Raw genomic sequence first — 18082 nt, forward strand, 5'->3', positions numbered from 1 at the left:
TTGTCCCGTCGCGTGTCGGGCGTTGCGCGGGCTCTGCTGGCGGCCCTGCTGGCGCTGGCCCTCGCGGGTTGCGCGGCCACGCCGCTGGAGGCGCCGCGTCCCGCCGAACCGGTGGAGCCGCGCGCGGTTACCGCCGAGCGGCTGCCGCAGACCGACCAGATGTGGGGCGGCGTCATCGCCGAGGTCGACCACGGCCCCGAAACCACCGTGCTGGAGGTTCTGGCCTATCCATTACGGGGGCAGGAGCCACGCACCGGGGCGGCCAGTCAGGGGCGTTTCCGGGTCGTGGTGGACGGCTTCCTCGATCCGGTGGATTATCGCCCCGGGCGCCGCGTGACGGCCACCGGACCGGTCACCGCGGTCGAGACTGGCCGGATCGGCGAGGCGGAATACCGCTTCCCGGTACTGGAAGCCCGGCAGCTGCATCTGTGGCCGGCGGGCACTCCCGCCGCGCCCGGACGGGTGAACTTCGGCATCGGTATCGGGATCGGACTGTGACCCGTTCAACCGTTTCAATCAGGGAGTGACATGCAAGCCATCCAGTTCAACGAGCCCGGCTCTGCCGACGTTTTATACCTGGGCGAATGCCCCGACCCGGTGATCCGCGAGCCCGACGAGGTGCGCGTGCGCCTGCTGGCGGCCGGCGTGAACCCGGTCGACACCAAGGTCCGTGCGGGCGGCATGCTGGTCGAGGGCGCGCCGCACAACACCCCCGGCTGTGACGGCGTAGGGGTCGTCGAGGCCTGCGGCGACGCGGTACAGAACGTTCGCCCGGGGCAGCGCGTGGCGTTCTGTTTCGGTGGCACCGGCGCCGACCCGGGGACCTGTGCCGAACAGGCGGTGGTGCCCGAGGCCGCCCTGGTGCCGGTGCCCGATGCGGTCTCCGACGCCGAGGCGGCGGCGCTGCCGCTGGCGTGGATCACCGCCCGGGAGGCGCTGATCGACCGCGGCGGCCTGCAGAAGGGCGACTATGTTCTGGTGCATGCGGCCAGCGGAGGAGTCGGGCAGATGGCGGTGCAGCTGGCGCGGGCCGCCGGTGCCCGGGTGCTCGGGCTGGTGCGCAGCGATGCCGGTGTGGAGGTGATGCGTGCCCTGGGAGCGGATCACGTCGACATCCGCAGTGACCGTGCCGCGACGGATATCGCCGCCTTTACCGACGGACGTTATTTCGACCTGGTGCTGGATACCGTCGGTGGTGACACCTTCGTCGAGGGACTGGGGCAGATCCGCTTTGCCGGGCGCCTGGTGACCCTGCTGGCACCGCCCGACGGCATGGACTGGAACCCGGCGCGGCTGCAGAACGCGGCTATCCATCTGGAGCTGATGCTGACGCCGATGCTGCAGCGCAGCCGGACGGGGCTGGCGCGTCAGGCGAAGATCGTGGCCGACGGGCTGACACGCCTGGAGGCCGGCACCCTGGAGGTCAACGTCGAGGACGTCTTGCCGCTGGCGCAGACCGCGGAGGCGCACCGGCGGATCGAGGCCGGCGGGCGTCGCGGCAAGCTGGTATTGCGCATCCCTGACTGATGCGGGCCCGACCGAGGCGGGCCTGAGCGGGGAGCCGGGTCTTCAGCCGCCGAACAGGTGGCTGAATACCCGCGCCCCGCCGATGTAGGTGCCGGCGGCCGAGCCCAGGGTCGTCAGCAGGAACACCAGCAGCACGCGCGAGACCCGGTTGTGCCACCAGCCCCGGGCGTGGGTGGTGTCCTGGCGCAGGCGGGCGAAATCCGAGACTCGGGGCTTGCGCAGGAAGATCTCCGCGGCGGCAGCCACGAAGCCGACCCCGATGGTGGGGTTCAGGGAGGTCAGCGGCGCGGCCAGCGCCGCGGTCAGCAGGGTCAGCGGATGGGCCAGGGCGATCGCCGCTCCCACCGCGGCCAGTCCGCCATTGATGACCACCCAGTCGATGATCATCTGTATCCCGATGTCGGGGTTGCGCAGGAATCCGATCACGAAGCCGGTGAGGATCACCCCCACCACGACCCACGGGACCACCTTCGGCCAGCGGGCCTTCGGCGGGGCCTGATCGAGTTCGTCCAGGATCTCGTCCGGCGGCTGTTGCTGCTGGCCGACCTGTTCGGCGATGCCGGCCAGGTGCCCGGCGCCGACCACCGCGAGGATGCGCCGGTGCTCGCCGCTGGCGGCCATGCGCCGCAGATGCGCGGCCATGTACAGGTCACGTTCGTGGATCAGCGTGCCGTACAGGGCTTCGGACTGCTCGGCGAACTCGCTGAAGGTGTTCTCCAGCATGTCGCCTTCCTTCAGGCGCTCGATCTCGCTCTCGTCGATCTTCTCGCGGCTGAGCACGCTGCCCAGCAGGCCGCCGACCAGACCCATGCGCTGCCACCACGGCACGGCCCGGTAGGTGCGCCGCAGGGTCAGGCCCAGATCGCGGTCGATCAGTGCCAGCGGTACGCCCTGGTCGAGGGCGCCGTCCATGGCCGCGCGCATCTCCGCACCCGGCTCGATCCCGTACTGCTCGGCCAGACGCTGCTGATAGGCCCCGAGGGCGAGGCTGGCGGCGATCATCGGGGCCTGGCCCTGGCGGATCACGCTGAACAGATCCATGCGGCCCAGCGCATCCGGGTCCAGCATGGCCCGCTGGCGGCTTTCGCACAGCTCGATGGCGACCGCGTCGAAGCTTTCGGTGTCGATCAGGCTGCGTACCCGGTCCGCGCTGGCCCGCGAGACATGGGCGGTGCCCAGCAGCACGACCTCGGTGTCCCCCAGCTGCAGTACGCGATGGGGTTCGCTGGCGATCAGGTCCTCGACGTTCGGAGTCATGTTCGGGCCGGTGGGCTGTTTTCGGGTGATCGAATCCTATCAGGCTCGTCCGCCGCCTGCCGGTTCACGGGGCGGGCGACAACGGCTCACCCGGGGTCTCCGGGCCTTCCGCCGGGCCGCGCAGGGAGTCCAGACGCTCCAGCACGCGCCGGCCGCGTTCACGCGCGCTGCGCAGCCCGGCGTGTTCGGGGTCGAGGTCCAGGGCGCGTTCCCAGGTGTCGAGAGCCTCGTGAATGCGGCCGGCGGCGTAATGCGCGCTGCCCTGTTCCAGCAATTCGGCGGTGCGTGCGTCGCGTTGCTCCTCCCAGCGTTCGCACAGGGCATCGTGGCGGTCGCGAGCGCTGTCATCCAGGCGGTCGGTGGCGATGTTGCGGCAATGCTCCCGGGCCGCGATCAGGTCCTCCTCGTCCAGCGCGCGTTCCAGTGCATCCAGCAACGCCGTGCTGTCTTCCTGATTCACTGGTTCGGGGTCCGGCCGGAGTTCGGCCTCCAGCTCGGCGATGCGCCGGTCGCGCTCCGGATCGGGCTCGAGTTCGCGCGCCAGCCGCAGACGTTCCAGTGCGGTCTCGGGGGCGGCGTCGCGGGCATCGCGGTCGAGCTCGGCGGCGAGGCGGGCGCCACGGCGGCGCAGATCGTCGATGTTTTCGGGCAGGGTGTCGTCATCACGCGCCAGTGGCTGCATGATGTCCAGCAGCCGCAGGCGTTCGGCCAGGGCCCGTGCCTCCATCATTCGGTGCCGGCGCTCCAGGGCGCTGAGACCGGTGCGGCGGTCCCGTTCCAGCTCGGCGATGCGGCGCTGGCGTTCCTCGCTGGCCGGCAGTCGGGCATCGGCCTCCTCGAGGATGTCCAGGGCCCGCCCCACGGCGCCTTCGGCCGCCAGCTCCCCGGCCTTTTGCAGGGCGTTTTCCGCGGCCTCGGCCGCGCGGGCCTCGATGGTCTCGCGGCGGTCTTCACGCGCTGCCCGCTCCTCGTCGGGCAGTGCGTCGAGGGTTTCCAGTGCCGCGCCATAGTCGCCTTCGGCCACCAGCCGATCGACGCGCGTGTCGGGGTCCTGAAGCGGCTCCAGCAGGGCGCAGCCGTGCAGCGTGGCGAGCGCCAGCAGCACCGCGAGCAGGATGTAACGGATCCGGCGTCGGGTCATGCCATGGTCCGCGAGGGGTGCACCCGCACCACGTCGACCGGCTCGCTCAGGCCGTGGAGGGCATGCTGGCCGAGGTCTTCCTGCACCAGCTTCCCGGTATTGTGCTGGCTCATGTGGGGATGCTCCATGAAATCGCGCGTGGTGACGAGGCCCCCGGGGGGTGCGATGGTCACCAGGCGGGCGGCCAGATTGACCGTCTCGCCCACCACCGTGAACTGCATGCGTTCCCGGGCCCCCATGTTGCCCGCCAGCATCTCGCCGGCATACAGGCCGATGCGGAATTCCACCCGCCGTTCGCCGCGTGCCTCGCGCTCCGCATTGATGCCGGCGATGGTGTCCAGCAGTGCCAGGCCGGTACGCAGGGCGGTGATGCGATGGTCGGGATCGGGCCGGGCCGCGCCGAAGACCGCCATTGTGCAGTCTCCCATGTACTTGTCCACCGTGCCGCCGTGCTCCGCGATGCACTCGGTCATGGGGCCGAAGAACTCGTTGAGCATGCGTCCGAGTGCCTCCGGGGTGCACTGCTGGGACAGCGCGGTGTAGCCGGTGATGTCGGCGAACAGCACCGAGCCCTCGACCGCGCGGCCGCCCAGCTCCACGCGGTCCAGGTTGTCGAGGATGTCCTCGGCCACTCCGGTGGAGACATAGCGTCGCAGCGCGGCCTCGACCTGATCCTTGCGCAGCAGGTCGTGGGCCATGGTGTTGAACGCCTCGGTCAGCTGGGTGATCTCGTCGCGCCGCAGCACCACCCGCGGGTCGTCCTGGTCGTCCGGGCCGGGCTGCATGCGTTCGCGCATGGATTCGGCCAGGCGTTCCAGCGGGCGCACCAGGCGCTTGGAGATGTCGATGGCGAGGATCAGGCTCAGCAGGAACACGATCGCGGCGGTGATGACGCCCGCATTGATGGTGTTGCGCATCAGTTCCTGCATCGGTGCCGAGTCGATCCGGGCCTCGATGTAGCCGACCTGGACGTCCTGGAATCGCACTTCCTGCCGGTAGGGTTCGGCCCCGGCCGTCAGCGGCCAGACCCCGTCGGCGTCGTCGGCCGGCGGAGACCCGGCCTCGGCGACCCGGCCGCGGTCGATGGCGTAGGCGGCGATGTGCTCGACCCGACCGTCCTCGACCAGCGAGTTGAGAAGGGTCTCCAGCGTGAGGTGATCTTCGGCGAGGATCAGTTCACCCGAGGTGCGGGCCACCGGGGCGACGGTCAGTTCGGCCTGGGCCTGGATCTGGTTGTTCAGCACCGTGCTGACCTGGCTGAGGATCACCCACGCCAGCACGCCGATCCCGGTCAGGGTGAGCCCGGCGATCACCGCGACGATCTTCCAGGCGATCGGCAGATAGCGGGGCGTGAAATCCGCGGGGCGCCGCTGTTCCGGTGGCCCCCCGCGACGGAACAGCCGCATCATGCCGACGCTCCGGAGCCGGGCGGGTCCAGTTGTTCGGTAATCCAGGCATGCCAGACGGCCTGCAGCTGCGGGGCGCGGGCCGCGATCGCCGGGCGCCGGGCCAGATCGCGGCGGAATACCGGTGCGCCGGACAGGTCCGCCATCGCGCCGCCCGCCCGTTCCAGCATCAGGGTGCCGGCGGTACTGTCCCACAGCGCCTGGCCGCCGTGCAGGTACAGATCCGCACGCCCGGCCGCCAGCCATGCCCATTCCAGGGCGCAGGCGCCGAGGTTGCGCTGCGAAGCGAACGGGGCCGCGTCCAGCAGCGCCCGTCCCAGGGTGCGGGGAACGCGCTTGTAGTCGACCAGGGCGATGCAGCGCCGGATTTCGGGTGGAGCGGTGGCGGCGGTGTCCGGCTCGCTGCCGTCCAGCAGCAGCGGGCCGTCCTCCGTGACGGAAAACAGTTCGCCGCGCACCGGGTCGAGGGTGGCCCCGTGGGTTACCCGCTGGCCCTCGATGCGTGCCAGGGAGATGGCGAAAAACGGCAGCCCGGTGGCGAAATTGCTGGTGCCGTCCAGGGGGTCCAGCAGCCAGAATGCCGGGGCTTCGTCGAGCACGCGCTGCTGTTCCGGTTCGTCCTGTTCCTCGCTGAGCACCGGTTCGTCGATGCCGCAGTCCCGCAACAGACGGCGCACCGCGGCATCCGCGGCATGGTCGGCCGGGGTGATCACCGATCCGTCCGCCTTGTAGTCCACCCGTGTGCCGCTGGCGAAACGCGGCAGGAGCTCTTCCCGACCGATGGTCCGCAGGCCTTCCAGAAGGGCGGAGAAAGGGATGCTGTTGCCGTTCATGCGGTTTCCTGGACGGGGCCGGGCCTCGTCTGTGCGGCGCCGGGACCCGGGGATGGCGGCACATCCGGCGGATCGGCGGGCGTTTGCGGTGTCAGTATGCGTATCATACCGATCCATGACCGGTGTGTTGATCCTGTTAGCCCTGGCCGCGCTGGTGGCCTACCTGAACGCCAACTGGCGGGCGCACGAGCGCGCGCGGCATATCGCGCGGCAGGCATGCGACCGCGCCGGCGTACAGTTTCTCGACAGCAGCGTGGTGCGGCGACGGCTGCGGCCGGTGCGTCATCGGGGCAATCCGGTGCTGCGGCGCGAATACGTGTTCGAGTTTGCCGGCGACGGCGTGGAACGGCGGCGGGGCTGGCTGATCCTGCGCGGGGCGGCGCTGGAGCGTATCACCCTGGACTGGCCCGAAGGCGGGCGAACGGTGGATGAAGTCGGAGGCGGCAGTCATGACCCTGAGTGAGTTGCGCTACGCGGTGGCCGTGGCCGATGCGCGGCATTTCGGCCGGGCGGCGGAGGCCTGTCACGTGTCGCAGCCGTCGCTGTCGGTGGCGGTGCGCAAGCTGGAGGACGAACTGGGCGTGATGCTGTTCGAACGCGGCCACGGCGAGATCAGCGTGACGCCGGCCGGCGAGCGGGTGATCGCCCAGGCGCGCCAGGTGCTTTCCGAGGTGGAGCAGCTGCGCAACGTGGCGGCACAGAGTCAGGACCCGATGGTGGGGCCGCTGCGGCTCGGGGCGATCTACACTATCGCGCCGTACCTGCTGCCGGAGCTGATCCCGGTGCTGCACGAACGCGCGCCGCAGATGCCGCTGGTGATCGAGGAAAACTACACCAGCCGGCTGCGTGAACGCCTCAAGCAGGGCGATCTGGACGTCATCATCGTGTCGCTGCCGTTCGAGGAACCGGGGATCGTGACCCTGCCGCTGTATGACGAGCCGTTCGTCGGCGTTCTGCCGGGGAGTCATCCGCTGGCGGAGCGGGATACGGTCGAACTGCAGGAGATGGCGCAGGAGACCCTGCTGCTGCTGGGTGCGGGGCATTGTTTCCGCGATCAGGTGCTGGAACGCTGCCCGGAGTGTCAAAAAACCGTCACCGCGGACGGCAGTACCCCGAGCAACCTGGAGGGGTCCTCGCTGGAGACCATCCGCCACATGGTCGCCTCCGGGATGGGCGTGACCATCCTGCCGTGCACCGCCGCCGGGGCCGACCGCTACGCCCAGCGGCTGCTGGCGGTCCGGCGTTTCGAAGAGCCCGTGCCGTCGCGCCGCGTGGCGCTGGCCTGGCGCAGCCGGTTCCCGCGGCCGGAGGCGGTGGAGGCCCTGCGTCAGGCGATCCTGCAGACCCCGCTGACCTGCGTGGACTTCATCCGGCCGGGAGACGGCGACGGCTGACCCGCTGCCGGTCCGTCAGTGTCGGGCCAGCACCCGGTCGCGTCCCGAGGTCTTGGCCGCGTAAAGGGCCTCGTCAGCCGTCTGATAGAGGCCTTGCAGGGTCGTGTGGCGGCCCAGCGCGGCCACGCCGATGGAGGCGGTGACGGCGGCCACCCCGTCGCTTTCGACGGCGGCGTCCTCCTCGCCACGCGCGCAGACCCGCACGCCTCCGATCGCCTGCCGGATCCGTTCGGCGCAGTCCATGCCGGCGCGCAGGTCCGCCCCGGGCAGGACCACGAGGAACTCCTCGCCCCCCATGCGCACGGACAGGTCTGACTGACGGGTGGATTCGCGCAGGGTACGGGCCACCTCGCGCAGGATCTCGTCGCCCACGGTATGGCCGAAGCGATCGTTGAGCTGCTTGAAGTGGTCCAGATCCACCGCCAGCAGCGACATCGGGCGCTCCTGGCGCAGACAGTCGGCCAGCCACTGCTCGCCCTGGATCTCGAAGGCCCGCCGGTTGCCTAGGCCGGTCAGCTCGTCGCGTTCCAGGTTGGCCCGCAGGCGGCGAAAGCGCCAGGCGTTGTGCAGGGCCGGGGCCGCCAGGCCGAGGATGGATTCCACCAGGGCCTGTTCCTGGTCGTCGAAGCGCCGGCCGCGCATCAGCACCAGGGAGCCGAGGTCGGTGCCGTTGTAGCTGAGGGCGTATTCGATCCGATGGCGGTCCGCTTCTCCGCCTTCACGGATCTCGCCGTCGTCGGTGGAATAGATCCAGCCGCTGTGCTCCAGGTGGCCGACCAGATGCTCGTTGATACGGTCGATCACCGCGCCCAGCTCCAGCGTGGCGGTTACCGTCTGGACGAATCCCAGGGCGTCCAGCGGCGCGTTGCGCTGCGGTCCCCCGCCGTTGCTGGAGACCAGGCGCAGGTTGGTGGCGTTGTTGTCGCTGTTCATGGCTGCCTCGCGGTGATCGATGATTCCTGGCCGAAGCAGAAGCGAGAACCGTGCCAGGTTCACAAAATGCTGTTTCCGATTGGCTTTTTGCCAGTCGAGGCGGGCGGGGTGTCGGGTTGCCGGCACTTTTTTCGGGCGGGCCGGAAAAAATCCGCCGGGTCGACCGGCAAAAAGCGGCAGGATTTCGACGCCATTCAGGATGGCGGCACGCCACGTGCACATCGAACGGCGTTTCCCTATGCTGCCGCACCGTACAGGCCACCGTGGGAGAAGTGCCGCCATGATCCGCATGCACAACGTTGAACTGCGACGCGGACGCCAGATCCTGCTGCAGGGGGCGGAACTCACCGTGCACCCCGGCTGGCGGGTCGGCCTGACCGGCGCGAACGGTTCCGGCAAGTCCAGTCTGCTGGCCGCGCTGCAGGGCGAACTGTCACTGGATGCCGGATCCATCGAGCAGCCGGACGACTGGGTGGTCGCGCATCTGCCGCAGGAGGTTCCGGGCAGCGCGCGCCCGGCGGTGGAGTACGTGCTGGACGGTGACGCCGAACTGCGCGAACTGCAGCGGCGCCTCGAGGAAGAACACGACGGGGACGGGGCGGAACAGGCGCGGCTGTACGCGCGCCTGGATGCGATCGACGGCTGGACCGCCGAGGCCCGCGCCCGGCGCCTGCTGGCCGGGCTCGGGTTTTCCGACGCGGACGGCGACCGGCCGATGTCGGATTTCTCCGGCGGCTGGCGCATGCGCCTGGGGCTGGCGCGCACCCTGATGACCCGCTCCGACCTGCTGCTGCTGGACGAACCCACCAACCACCTGGACGTGGAAACCATCGTCTGGCTGGAAGGCTGGCTGGCACGTTACCCCGGCACCGTGATCGTGATCGCCCACGACCGGCGTTTCCTCGACGCCGTGGTCACGCATATCGCCCATATCGAACGCGGCGCCCTGACCCTGTACAGCGGCGGCTACACCCAGGCCGAGGCCCGGCGCGCCGAGGCCATGGCGCAGAGCGAGGCGGCCGCGGCGAAGGTGGCCGCGGAACGCGCCCATCTGGAGCAGTTCGTGCGGCGTTTCCGTGCCAAGGCCAGCAAGGCGCGCCAGGCCCAGAGCCGGCTCAAGCGGCTGGAGGCGCTGGAGGACGTCGCGGTGATCCGGGCGGCGCGCCCGGTGCACCTGCATATCCCGTCGCCGCAGCGGCTGCCCGACTCCCTGCTGGCCCTGGACCACGCGACCGTGGGCCATGGCGAGTCGCGGCGTCTGCATCCGGCCAGCCTGCGGTTGCGCCCGGAGGACCGGGTCGGGATCCTCGGTCCCAACGGTGCCGGAAAATCGACGCTGCTGGCCCTGCTGGCCGGCGAGCTGGAGCCGGATACCGGCGAACGGCAGCCGGCCCCGGACCTGCGCATCGGTTATTTTGCCCAGCATCAGCGCGAGCAGCTGGACCTGGCCGCCTCGCCGCTGGCGCATCTGCAGCGGCAGGATCCGCGCGCTGCGGAACAGGACCTGCGCAATTTCCTCGGTGGGCTGGGGTTTGGCGGCGAGCGGGCCGACCGTCCGGTGGGCGAGTGCTCCGGGGGCGAGCGCGTGCGCCTGGTGCTGGCACAGCTGATGTGGCAGGCGCCATCGCTGCTGCTGCTCGACGAACCCACCAACCACCTGGATCTGGACATGCGCGAGGCGCTGGGCGAGGCGCTGGAGGCCTACGCCGGGGGACTGGTGGTGGTGGCCCACGACCGCGAGCTCCTGGCGCGGGTCTGCGACCGCTTCTGGCGGGTGGAGGACGGTCATCTGAGCGAATTCGACGGCGATCTCGATGACTATGCTCGTGAACTCCAGGAGCGTCGGAGCCGGGATGAAGCGGGACCGGAACCGGCCGGGCCGGGTGGTGCGGCGGTGGCTTCCGGAGATGAAGCCGGGGGTGGCCCGGCGTTGTCGCAGAAGGATCGCCGGCGCGAGGCGGCGCGGGCCCGCGAGGCCCTCAAGCCCCTGCAGCAGCGCGCCGACCGCGCCGAGGCGGAGTGCGCGCGCCTGCAGGAGCGGCTGGACGCGATCGAGGCCGAACTGGCTGACGGCGAGCTGTACACCGGTGATGCCGAGGCCGCGGACCGCCTGGCGGCGCTGACGCGCGAGCAGGGCGAGCTGCGTCGCCGGCTGGAGGACCACGAAGGGGAATGGATGGAGGCCATGGAGGCCCTGGAAGCGGCACGCCCCGATGCCGGAGGCTCCCCGGCGGAGAAGTGAAAGGCCGACCCTTGAACTCGGAAATTTTCGGGTCTATATAAACGGGTGAGTGCAACGAAACGAGGAGTCATGCGATGAACGCACAGGAGCTGAATCGTCGTTGTGTCGAACTCTTCCATCACCCGGACGCGCAGAACCACATGTGGCATCCGCGGATGTTCTGGGAGACGAATCAGGTCGAGAACCCGAAGCCCGAGGACCTGCAGCGGCCGAAGGTGGATCTGCGCGAACTCGAGGTCCTGCTGTCCGAGGTCACGCACCAGCCCTCGGAATGCGCGGACGAGCTGGAAAAGGAAGAGCCGGGTCGCGTGTCGCTGATCCGGCACATGACCGATCGCGGCGACATGCCGTTTCTGCATCGCCCGCATTGAACAACGCCGGGGTTGTCCGGTGCCGGATCGGCCAGGGGGCTGGCCTCCTGCGCGGTGGGCCGGATCATGGCCGTAGGAGGCCGGCCCTCCGGCCGATGGGGTCCGGCGCCGGATCGGCCAGAGGCTGGCCTCCTACTGGATGATGAAGTTGGAGAAGTACAGGGCGTCGATCAGCGGGGCGCCGGCAAGCTCTTCCATGAGCTCGCGCAGCTCCTCCACGGCTTCGTCGCGCAGCGCTTCGCGGCCGTCGCTGCGGCGCACTTCAGCCGGGTCGCGTCCGCCCATGACGTGGATCAGCCGGTCGCGGACCGCGGGCATGTGGTCGCGCACTCGGTCCGCGTCTTCCTGTGAGGCGGTCTCCAGCTGGATGTTCGTCTGCAGGTAACGGGCCGCGCCGGGGTCCTCGAGGTTGACCACCAGGCTGTCCAGGGTTACGTAGCGCGAATCGCCGTCTTCCGCTGAGGCCGGGACGGCGGCCAGCGCCAGCAATACAAGCAGGATCAGGGCCGGGAGCCCGGTGCGGGAGGCGGCCTGTTTCACGGATCGGGGCATCATGTCGGTCTCGGTTCGGGGATGGATGTCGCGACCGCCGCTGCGCGGCGATGGGGCTGCTGGCGGAAGTAACCCGCCATTTCCTCGTAGACCGCGGGCAGGTCCCGCCGCAGGCGGTCGGGCTCGAAGAAGAAGGCCTCGGCGGCCACCGCGAGGAATTCCTCGGGCGCGGTGGCGGCATAGGGATCCAGCGGCAGGTCGTCCTCGGATACGCCCGGGGCGTCGACCCGGGTATTGAACCATTCCCAGGCCTCGCTGAAGGCGGCGGTCCAGGCGGCCGGGTCGCGGTCGCGCGGCAGCGGCGGGAAGCCGTTCACGTCGCCGTTGCCGCCGTCCAGGATATGCGTCACCTCGTGTACCACCACCGCGCCGTGTTCGAACACATCGTTCCACGACAGGATCACCGGGCCGCGCTCCCAGGCCTCACCGGCCTGGGGCATCGCCCCCCGGTGCACGATGCCGTCCTCGTCCACCCATTCGTGATCGGGCACGAAGGTGTCGGGGTAGATCAGCACGGTATGCCAGTCGCGGTAGGGTTCCAGCCCCAGTTCCAGGACCGGCAGGGCGGCGTAGGCGGCGATCACGTGGCATTGCCAGGGTTCCGGTTCGTGGTCGATCCCGACGAACTCCTTGCTGCCCAGCAGCCCCTCGATGCGTTCACGCAGGCGTTCGGCCTCCGCCGAGTTCAGGGTGCGGATAAACGGGACCCGCCGGCGCAGGTCGGTCCATTCGGTGTCCGCCAGGGTCACGCGCCGCCCGTCGCCCGCCCGGGGCGGGCGGCCCAGGCTGCGCAGCCAGTCTCCCAGGCGTCGGGGCAGGGGCAGGTTCACGATGGATGCGGATCCGAAGGGATGAATGACCAAACTGCCAGAACCCGCGCGCGCTGCAAAGCGCCCCCCGGGAAGTGCACGGGAAAGCGCGGGTGTCTGGCCGGTGTTACCCCAGGGCCTGGCAGAGGTCGTCGATCAGGTCCTGCGGATCTTCCAGGCCGACCGACAGGCGCACCATCGAACCGGTGATCCCGCGGCGTTCGCGTTCCTCCGGCGACACGCCGTGATGGGTGGTGGTGACCGGCTGGGTCACCAGACTCTCGGTGCCGCCCAGACTGGGGGCGATGGCGAACAGGCGCAGGCGGTCGACCACCGCGCTGGTGCCCTCGGTGTCGGCATCCAGTTCGAGGGTCAGCATGCCGCCGAAGCCGTACATCTGTTCGCGCGCGAGCGCATGCCCGGGATCCCCCGGCAGGCCCGGGTAGCGCACGCGGGTAACCCGCGGGTGGCTCTGCATCGCCTCGGCGATGGCCCGGGCCGCGGCGTTCTGATGGCGGACCCGCACCACCAGCGTGTGCAGGCTGCGGGCCAGCTGCGCGCAGGTCTCCGGGGCGGGCGTGGAACCCAGGTTCTTGCGCCACCCGGCCACGGTCGCGATGTGCTCCGCCGAGCCCATCAGGGCCCCGGCCGTCAGGTCGGAATGGCCGCCCAGGTATTTGGTGGCACTGTGGCTGACCAGGTCGGCACCCAGCGCCAGCGGGTTCTGGTTGACCGGCGAGGCGAAGGTGTTGTCGACCGCCAGCAGCGCCCCGCGGGCGTGCGCCCGGGCGGCGATCTCGGAGATCGGAAACACCTCCAGGGCCGGATTGGTCGGGGTCTCCAGGAACACCAGTCCGGCACCCTGTTCCAGGCAGGCGTCCAGGCGGTCGAGCTCGTCGCCCAGCAGGAACTGCGTGCGGATGCCGAGCTGCGGCAGCTGCTCCGAGAGCAGTTCCATGGTCCCGCCGTAGGCATCGCCGATGCAGACGACCCCCGCGCGGCCCAGGGCCAGGAACAGCGCGGTCTCCGCCGCCATGCCCGAACTGAATACCAGCGCGGCCTCGGCTCCTTCGAGGCTGGCGAGCTTGGATTCCACGCTGCGGATGGTCGGATTCATGCCGTAGCGGGTGTACAGGCTCCCGCTGGTGCGGCCCTCCACCACGTCCAGAATGGCCGCGGTGGAGCGGTACTTGAAGGTGGTCGTCGGGTAGATCGGCGTCAGTGCGCTGCCATGGGCATCGCCGATCTCGCCGGCGTGGATGCAGCGGGTGGACAGGCGTCGATCGTCGGATTCGGCCATCGGCGGGCTCCCGGTCGCGAGGGGTGTGTTCGGCTCAGGCACGCCTGGCCGCGCCGGGGCATTCTAACCGCCGGTCAGGCGTGGCGCAGGGTGCCGTCGAAGTAACGCTGCAGGAAGGTGTCGAAGTCCAGGGTGTCGGCCGCTTCGATCTCCGCCTGCTCGGCCAGGCTCTGGCGCGCCAGGGCCTCCAGCATGTCGGCGCGCGGCAGCGGTCCGTTGGAGCGGAACGCCTCGCGGTGCTGGGCCGACAGGCGCCGGGCGTGCACGTGGAACCCCTCCTCGCGCGCCATCATGTCTTCCAGCATGCGCGCCGACGGGGTCAGGTCGGCCTGCTCGACCTTGCCCCACTGCTCGCTGAGAGCGCGGCGATACGGGTCGCCCGGGCGGTCCTGGTCGAGTACGGCGGCCACCGGGCGCATTAGCGCCAGCAGTTCGCGCGCCCAGTCCGCCAGTGGAGTGTCGCCCTGCGGACGCTGGAGTTCCAGTCCGGGGCGCCGGCCATAGTGCGCCACCTGCAGCAGATTGGCGTCGATTGCGTCCAGCTCGCCCGGGCCGAACGCGGGGCTGGGCTGCAGCAGGCAGGCGAGGGCGAACGTCTCGAGAAAGCGCAGCTGGGTCTCGTCCACGCCGAGCGGGTGCTGGGCGTTGATGTCCACCGAGCGCAGTTCCACGTACTCGATCCCGCGGGCCTCCAGCGCGTCGGTGGGCTTTTCGAAGCGCTCCAGCGGCTGTTTGGGCCGCACGGTGGAGTAGTACTCGTTCTCGATCTGCAGGATGTTGGCGTTGAGCTGGCGGTATTCGCCGTCGACCTTGACCCCCAGCGCCTCCCACTCCGGGCTGGGGGTGTTGATCGCGCAGCGCAGCGAATCGACGTAGCCGGCCAGCGAGTTGTAGTCCGCCTTGATGCCGGTGTCCGCCTCCTTGCGGTTGGTGTAGCCGATATCGCCCATGCGCAGGCTGGTGGCATGCGGCAGGTAGCTGGTGTCGTCGTCGAAGTCCTCCAGCGTGGTGCCGTGTCCCTCGAGAAACGAGTTGCAGACCGCCGGCGAGGCGCCGAACAGATACGGCACCATCCAGCCAAAGCGCAGCAGGTTGCGGATCATCCCCATCATGCGCGCGTCGCGGAATTCGCGGGTGTCGGTCTCGCCCAGCACCTCGGCCAGCGCCGGCCAGAACTCCTCGCGCGGGGAGTAGTTGAAATGCACCCCGGCGATCACCTGCATCTTGCGCCCGTAGCGGTGGCCCAGGCCCAGGCGATAGACGGTCTTCATGCGCCCGGCATTGGAGGGTCCGTAGTCGGCCACCGGGATCGCCGAGTCGTCGGCGGTTACGCAGGGCATGGAGGTGGACCACAGGATCTCGTCGCCCACGCTGGCCGCGGCGAACGCCTGCAGGTCGTGGAGGAAGCCGAGGGTCTCGCGCACGTCGTCGAACGGCGGGGTCACGAACTCCAGCAGGGCCTCGGAGTAGTCGGTGGTGATGTACGGATGGGTCAGCGCCGAACCCAGTGCCGGAGGATGCGGCGTGCGCGCCGGCGCGCCGTCCGCGCCGACACGCAGGGTTTCCTTCTCCAGGCCGATGCGGCCATGCAGGCTGCCGGCGGGGAGCCGTTCCGCCAGTCGCGCCACCAGAGCCTGCAGATTGCGTTCGTCGCTTCCCACGTGCGGACCGCCTTGCTGGATCGAACTTGCTGGATGAAGGGGCGAAAAATACCGGAATGTGCCGCTCCGGTCACCGGGCCGGGGGTGCCGGTTCTCTTCTTTCGCCTCTGCCGGTATATTAGAGCTGGCTGATATTAGAGAGGGAGGCCGGCATGAGCAAGAACCCGGAGGAGCATGATCCGCGCGAGCTGAGTGACCGCGTGATCGATTTCCTGCGCGCCCCGGCCACCCTGCTGTTCCTGGTCGGCCTGGTCGTCGGGGGGCTGGCGATGCACCTGTTCACCGAGCCGGAGGTCCCGGAGGGCATGCTGCTGGTCACGGTCCACAACGACACTGACGAGATGATCGAGGCGATCCATTTCAGTTTCAGCCACGGTCAGAGCCTGACGGAGATGCGCGAAGGTCGTATCCGGCCGGGCGAGCGCCGCGACGTGGCGCTCAACCATCCCCCGGCGGCCGGCTTCAACATGGAGGTGCGCTACGCCGACGGCGAGGAGCAGGCGTTCTGCGCCAACCGTGGCGTGGAAGGCCGGCGTCAGGAGGTCCGCCTCTACCGTTGAACCGGGCAGCGCGGTTTCTGGACAGGGCGCAAGGCCGTGAATAGACTCTGCACCTGCTCAGGGGAGTAGTCACCCCGTCCGCGCGTGACGGGGGCCTGCGTCAACATCATTGGCCCGCACGGGCCGTGGCGCAGGCAGCCGCATCCGGCCCGACGAGACCTGTGGCATGGACCTCCGGCCCGCCGTAACGGCGGCGGGCGTGCTCGTGGCCGGGCGGCGGGGGTCGATGCCACCGGTCATCGCCCGCCCGGCCCGGATCGCCCGTCATGGAACTCTTTCTCCTTTCCGTCTTCGCCGTGGCCGTGGCCGAGATCGGCGACCGGTCGATGTTCCTCGCCGCGCTGTTCGGCCTGCGCTGCAACCGCCTGTGGCCGGTGTTCTGGGGCATGGCTGCCGGGCTGTTCGCCAATCAGCTGGTGTCGGCCGTGGCCGGGGTGTGGCTGTTCTCGGTGATCGACGCCGACTGGCACCTGTGGCTGGTCGCGATCGCGTTCCTGGCCATGGCGGTCTGGGTGCTGATCCCGGAGGACGACGAGGACGGGGTGCCGGAGAACCCCTGCGCCCGCAGTCTGTTCTTCACCGCTGCGACCACCTTCTTCCTGTTCGAGATGGCGGACAAGACCCAGCTGGCCGTGGTCGCCCTGGCCGGGGCCTCCGGCAGCCTGGTGCCGGTGGTGCTGGGTGCGACCCTGGGGATCCTGCTGATCACCGTGCCCGGGCTGCTGCTGGGGCGGCGCTTTGCCGAGCGCATGCCGGTGCGCACGCTGCGCTGGTTCGCCGCGGCGCTGTTCCTGCTGATCGGCCTGTGGACCCTGCTGGAGGCGCTGGGATGGATGCCCGATCTCGGCATGCCGGACTTCTCCGGCGCCCTGCTGGAGGCCGCCGGCCGGAGTGGCGAGTGATTCCGGCGAGGAGGGTCGATACCGTTCGTTTTTGTCGTCGGATTTTCGCGAAAATCCGCGATTTTCATTCGATTGCATCGATGGGATCATCATCCGGACGAATCATCCGGAGGAATGGCCATGAGTCTGCTGATCAACGGCGAGCTGCGCGAAGGCTGGCTGGAGGAGGAATCCGACGAGAACGGCGAGTTCGTGCGCCAGGATCAGCAGTACCGCAACTACGTGACCGCCGACGGCAGCCCCGGCCCGCTGGGCGAGGGCGGCTACCCGGCCGAATCCGGGCGCTATCACCTGTACGTGTCGTATGCCTGCCCGTGGGCCCATCGCGCGCTGATCCTGCGCCGGCTCAAGGGGCTGGAGCCGCATATCGGGCTGTCGGTGGTGCACCACTACATGGGCGATGCCGGCTGGTCGTTCGATGACTGCGACGGCTGCACCGGGGACCGGGTGCACGGCTCGCGTTACATGCACGAGCTCTACACCCGCACCGATCCGCACTACACCGGCATCGTGACCGTGCCGGTGCTGTTCGACACCGAGCGCGACCGCATCGCGAACAACGAGTCGCTGGATCTGGTGCGCATGTTCAACAGTGCCTTCGATCACATCACCGGCAACACCCTGGATTTCTATCCGGAAGACCTGCGCGAGGAGATCCACACGGTCAACGACCGGGTGTACGAGAACGTGAACAACGGGGTCTATCGCTGCGGCTTCGCGACCACCCAGCAGGCCTATGATGCCGCCTTCGACCGCCTGTTCGAGACCCTCGACTGGCTGGAGGAACGCCTCGCGCGTGAACCCTTCCTGGTCGGTGACCGTCTCACCGAGGCCGACTGGCGACTGTTCACCACGCTGGTGCGTTTCGATCCGGTGTACTACAGCCACTTCAAGTGCAACCGCCAGCGTCTGAGCGACTTCCCGGCGCTGTCGGCCTATCTGCGCATGCTCTACCAGCGCCCGGGCGTGGCCGATACCGTGCGCATGGACCACATCAAGGCGCACTATTACGGTTCGCACCCGATGCTGAACCCGTCGGGGATCGTGCCGAAGGGGCCGGTCATCGATCTCGACGCCGCGCACGGGCGCCCGTTGGGCGCCCTCCCCGGGACCCTGCGGAACCCGGGCGAATGAACCGGGTCGGTTGGTCATGTACAGGCACCCGCCTGCCGGGCGGCCCTGCCCCGCGGGTGG

At 69.6% G+C, this 18082-nt stretch carries 19 protein-coding genes and 1 riboswitch; of the genes, 10 read left to right on the forward strand and 9 right to left on the reverse strand.

All coding sequences use genetic code 11. The annotated features are described in order from the left end of the window. The first annotated feature begins 12 nt into the window (after nucleotides 1-12). The gene (locus C998_RS0101745; protein WP_018869121.1) at nucleotides 13-498 is read left to right on the forward strand and encodes a Slp family lipoprotein; all 486 of its coding nucleotides are present in this window, start codon (nucleotides 13-15) and stop codon (nucleotides 496-498) included. Nucleotides 499-528: 30 nt separating this feature from the next. Further along, a complete protein-coding gene (locus C998_RS0101750) occupies nucleotides 529-1527 on the forward strand; it encodes a zinc-binding dehydrogenase (RefSeq protein ID WP_018869122.1) in 999 nt (332 codons plus the stop codon). 42 nt (nucleotides 1528-1569) lie between these two features. On the opposite strand, the gene C998_RS0101755 is transcribed toward C998_RS0101750, so the two are convergent. The 4 genes from C998_RS0101755 to C998_RS0101770 all read right to left on the reverse strand — a co-directional run bounded on the left by C998_RS0101755 (nucleotide 1570) and on the right by C998_RS0101770 (nucleotide 6164). Continuing rightward, nucleotides 1570-2784 carry a TraB/GumN family protein gene (locus C998_RS0101755; protein WP_018869123.1) on the reverse strand — a complete coding sequence of 405 codons (1215 nt, stop codon included), beginning with the start codon at nucleotides 2782-2784 and terminating at the stop codon, nucleotides 1570-1572. 64 nt (nucleotides 2785-2848) lie between these two features. Then, nucleotides 2849-3925 (reverse strand): tetratricopeptide repeat protein, encoded by a 1077-nt coding sequence (locus tag C998_RS0101760; protein ID WP_018869124.1) that lies wholly within the window; start codon nucleotides 3923-3925, stop codon nucleotides 2849-2851. Continuing rightward, complete coding sequence (locus C998_RS0101765) at nucleotides 3922-5334, reverse strand: adenylate/guanylate cyclase domain-containing protein (RefSeq protein WP_018869125.1); 1413 nt, start codon at nucleotides 5332-5334, stop codon at nucleotides 3922-3924. Before C998_RS0101765 ends, C998_RS0101760 begins: the two co-directional genes overlap by 4 nt. After that, nucleotides 5331-6164: an inositol monophosphatase family protein gene (locus C998_RS0101770; RefSeq protein WP_018869126.1), complete on the reverse strand. Its 834-nt coding sequence runs from the start codon at nucleotides 6162-6164 to the stop codon at nucleotides 5331-5333. The genes C998_RS0101765 and C998_RS0101770 overlap by 4 nt, the downstream gene beginning before the upstream one ends. A gap of 115 nt (nucleotides 6165-6279) precedes the next feature. On the opposite strand from C998_RS0101770, the gene C998_RS0101775 reads away from it, so the two are divergent. Both C998_RS0101775 and C998_RS0101780 read left to right on the forward strand, forming a co-directional pair. Further along, the gene (locus tag C998_RS0101775; protein ID WP_018869127.1) at nucleotides 6280-6627 is read left to right on the forward strand and encodes a DUF3301 domain-containing protein; all 348 of its coding nucleotides are present in this window, start codon (nucleotides 6280-6282) and stop codon (nucleotides 6625-6627) included. After that, on the forward strand, nucleotides 6614-7558 hold the full coding sequence (locus C998_RS0101780) for a hydrogen peroxide-inducible genes activator (RefSeq protein ID WP_018869128.1): 945 nt from the start codon (nucleotides 6614-6616) through the stop codon (nucleotides 7556-7558). Before C998_RS0101775 ends, C998_RS0101780 begins: the two co-directional genes overlap by 14 nt. Before the next feature lie 15 nt (nucleotides 7559-7573). Here the strand turns inward: C998_RS0101780 and C998_RS0101785 are convergent, their stop codons facing one another. Continuing rightward, entirely contained in the window at nucleotides 7574-8491 is a 918-nt protein-coding gene (locus C998_RS0101785) for a GGDEF domain-containing protein (protein ID WP_018869129.1), read from the reverse strand. A 66-nt stretch (nucleotides 8492-8557) separates the two neighbouring features. Between C998_RS0101785 and C998_RS14745 the strand changes: the two genes are divergently transcribed. The 3 genes from C998_RS14745 to C998_RS0101795 all read left to right on the forward strand — a co-directional run bounded on the left by C998_RS14745 (nucleotide 8558) and on the right by C998_RS0101795 (nucleotide 11104). Further along, a complete protein-coding gene (locus C998_RS14745) occupies nucleotides 8558-8794 on the forward strand; it encodes a hypothetical protein (RefSeq protein WP_156001230.1) in 237 nt (78 codons plus the stop codon). After that, nucleotides 8772-10733 carry an ABC-F family ATP-binding cassette domain-containing protein gene (locus C998_RS0101790; protein WP_018869130.1) on the forward strand — a complete coding sequence of 654 codons (1962 nt, stop codon included), beginning with the start codon at nucleotides 8772-8774 and terminating at the stop codon, nucleotides 10731-10733. The genes C998_RS14745 and C998_RS0101790 overlap by 23 nt, the downstream gene beginning before the upstream one ends. A gap of 74 nt (nucleotides 10734-10807) precedes the next feature. Next, complete coding sequence (locus C998_RS0101795; protein WP_018869131.1) at nucleotides 10808-11104, forward strand: hypothetical protein; 297 nt, start codon at nucleotides 10808-10810, stop codon at nucleotides 11102-11104. A gap of 132 nt (nucleotides 11105-11236) precedes the next feature. Here C998_RS0101795 and fliL read toward each other — a convergent pair whose 3' ends face one another. The 4 genes from fliL to gshA form a co-directional block, all read right to left on the reverse strand. After that, on the reverse strand, nucleotides 11237-11659 hold the full coding sequence (gene fliL / locus C998_RS0101800; RefSeq protein ID WP_018869132.1) for a flagellar basal body-associated protein FliL: 423 nt from the start codon (nucleotides 11657-11659) through the stop codon (nucleotides 11237-11239). Further along, a complete protein-coding gene (locus C998_RS0101805) occupies nucleotides 11656-12486 on the reverse strand; it encodes a zinc-dependent peptidase (RefSeq protein ID WP_018869133.1) in 831 nt (276 codons plus the stop codon). Before C998_RS0101805 ends, fliL begins: the two co-directional genes overlap by 4 nt. A 106-nt stretch (nucleotides 12487-12592) precedes the next feature. Beyond that, the gene (locus tag C998_RS0101810; protein ID WP_018869134.1) at nucleotides 12593-13765 is read right to left on the reverse strand and encodes a PLP-dependent aspartate aminotransferase family protein; all 1173 of its coding nucleotides are present in this window, start codon (nucleotides 13763-13765) and stop codon (nucleotides 12593-12595) included. Nucleotides 13766-13839: 74 nt separating this feature from the next. Then, entirely contained in the window at nucleotides 13840-15426 is a 1587-nt protein-coding gene (gene gshA / locus C998_RS0101815; protein ID WP_018869135.1) for a glutamate--cysteine ligase, read from the reverse strand. Between the two features lie 152 nt (nucleotides 15427-15578). Here gshA and C998_RS0101820 point away from each other — a divergent pair, with 152 nt between their 5' ends. The 3 genes from C998_RS0101820 (at nucleotide 15579) to C998_RS0101830 (ending at nucleotide 18022) form a co-directional block, all read left to right on the forward strand. Beyond that, on the forward strand, nucleotides 15579-15986 hold the full coding sequence (locus C998_RS0101820; protein ID WP_018869136.1) for a hypothetical protein: 408 nt from the start codon (nucleotides 15579-15581) through the stop codon (nucleotides 15984-15986). 50 nt (nucleotides 15987-16036) lie between these two features. Continuing rightward, nucleotides 16037-16136, forward strand: a riboswitch (yybP-ykoY riboswitch). Nucleotides 16137-16252: 116 nt separating this feature from the next. After that, on the forward strand, nucleotides 16253-16888 hold the full coding sequence (locus tag C998_RS0101825) for a TMEM165/GDT1 family protein (protein WP_018869137.1): 636 nt from the start codon (nucleotides 16253-16255) through the stop codon (nucleotides 16886-16888). A 120-nt stretch (nucleotides 16889-17008) separates the two neighbouring features. Next, nucleotides 17009-18022: a glutathione S-transferase family protein gene (locus tag C998_RS0101830; RefSeq protein ID WP_018869138.1), complete on the forward strand. Its 1014-nt coding sequence runs from the start codon at nucleotides 17009-17011 to the stop codon at nucleotides 18020-18022. The last annotated feature ends 60 nt before the right edge of the window (nucleotides 18023-18082 follow it).

It is taken from the genome of Thioalkalivibrio sp. ALgr3 (assembly GCF_000377325.1).
Classification (GTDB): domain Bacteria; phylum Pseudomonadota; class Gammaproteobacteria; order Ectothiorhodospirales; family Ectothiorhodospiraceae; genus Thioalkalivibrio.

What these genes read in the sequence shown, in the direction of transcription:
- C998_RS0101790 (WP_018869130.1), top strand. Translation starts at nt 8,772, where the DNA reads ATGATCCGCATGCACAACGTTGAACTGCGACGCGGACGCCAGATCCTG.
- C998_RS0101755 (WP_018869123.1), bottom strand. Translation starts at nt 2,784, where the DNA reads ATGACTCCGAACGTCGAGGACCTGATCGCCAGCGAACCCCATCGCGTA.
- C998_RS0101765 (WP_018869125.1), bottom strand. Translation starts at nt 5,334, where the DNA reads ATGATGCGGCTGTTCCGTCGCGGGGGGCCACCGGAACAGCGGCGCCCC.
- C998_RS0101825 (WP_018869137.1), top strand. Translation starts at nt 16,253, where the DNA reads ATGGAACTCTTTCTCCTTTCCGTCTTCGCCGTGGCCGTGGCCGAGATC.
- C998_RS0101785 (WP_018869129.1), bottom strand. Translation starts at nt 8,491, where the DNA reads ATGAACAGCGACAACAACGCCACCAACCTGCGCCTGGTCTCCAGCAAC.
- C998_RS0101830 (WP_018869138.1), top strand. Translation starts at nt 17,009, where the DNA reads ATGAGTCTGCTGATCAACGGCGAGCTGCGCGAAGGCTGGCTGGAGGAG.
- C998_RS14745 (WP_156001230.1), top strand. Translation starts at nt 8,558, where the DNA reads ATGCTGTTTCCGATTGGCTTTTTGCCAGTCGAGGCGGGCGGGGTGTCG.
- C998_RS0101780 (WP_018869128.1), top strand. Translation starts at nt 6,614, where the DNA reads ATGACCCTGAGTGAGTTGCGCTACGCGGTGGCCGTGGCCGATGCGCGG.
- C998_RS0101775 (WP_018869127.1), top strand. Translation starts at nt 6,280, where the DNA reads ATGACCGGTGTGTTGATCCTGTTAGCCCTGGCCGCGCTGGTGGCCTAC.
- C998_RS0101750 (WP_018869122.1), top strand. Translation starts at nt 529, where the DNA reads ATGCAAGCCATCCAGTTCAACGAGCCCGGCTCTGCCGACGTTTTATAC.
- C998_RS0101810 (WP_018869134.1), bottom strand. Translation starts at nt 13,765, where the DNA reads ATGGCCGAATCCGACGATCGACGCCTGTCCACCCGCTGCATCCACGCC.
- C998_RS0101770 (WP_018869126.1), bottom strand. Translation starts at nt 6,164, where the DNA reads ATGAACGGCAACAGCATCCCTTTCTCCGCCCTTCTGGAAGGCCTGCGG.
- fliL (WP_018869132.1), bottom strand. Translation starts at nt 11,659, where the DNA reads ATGATGCCCCGATCCGTGAAACAGGCCGCCTCCCGCACCGGGCTCCCG.
- C998_RS0101795 (WP_018869131.1), top strand. Translation starts at nt 10,808, where the DNA reads ATGAACGCACAGGAGCTGAATCGTCGTTGTGTCGAACTCTTCCATCAC.
- C998_RS0101820 (WP_018869136.1), top strand. Translation starts at nt 15,579, where the DNA reads ATGAGCAAGAACCCGGAGGAGCATGATCCGCGCGAGCTGAGTGACCGC.
- C998_RS0101760 (WP_018869124.1), bottom strand. Translation starts at nt 3,925, where the DNA reads ATGACCCGACGCCGGATCCGTTACATCCTGCTCGCGGTGCTGCTGGCG.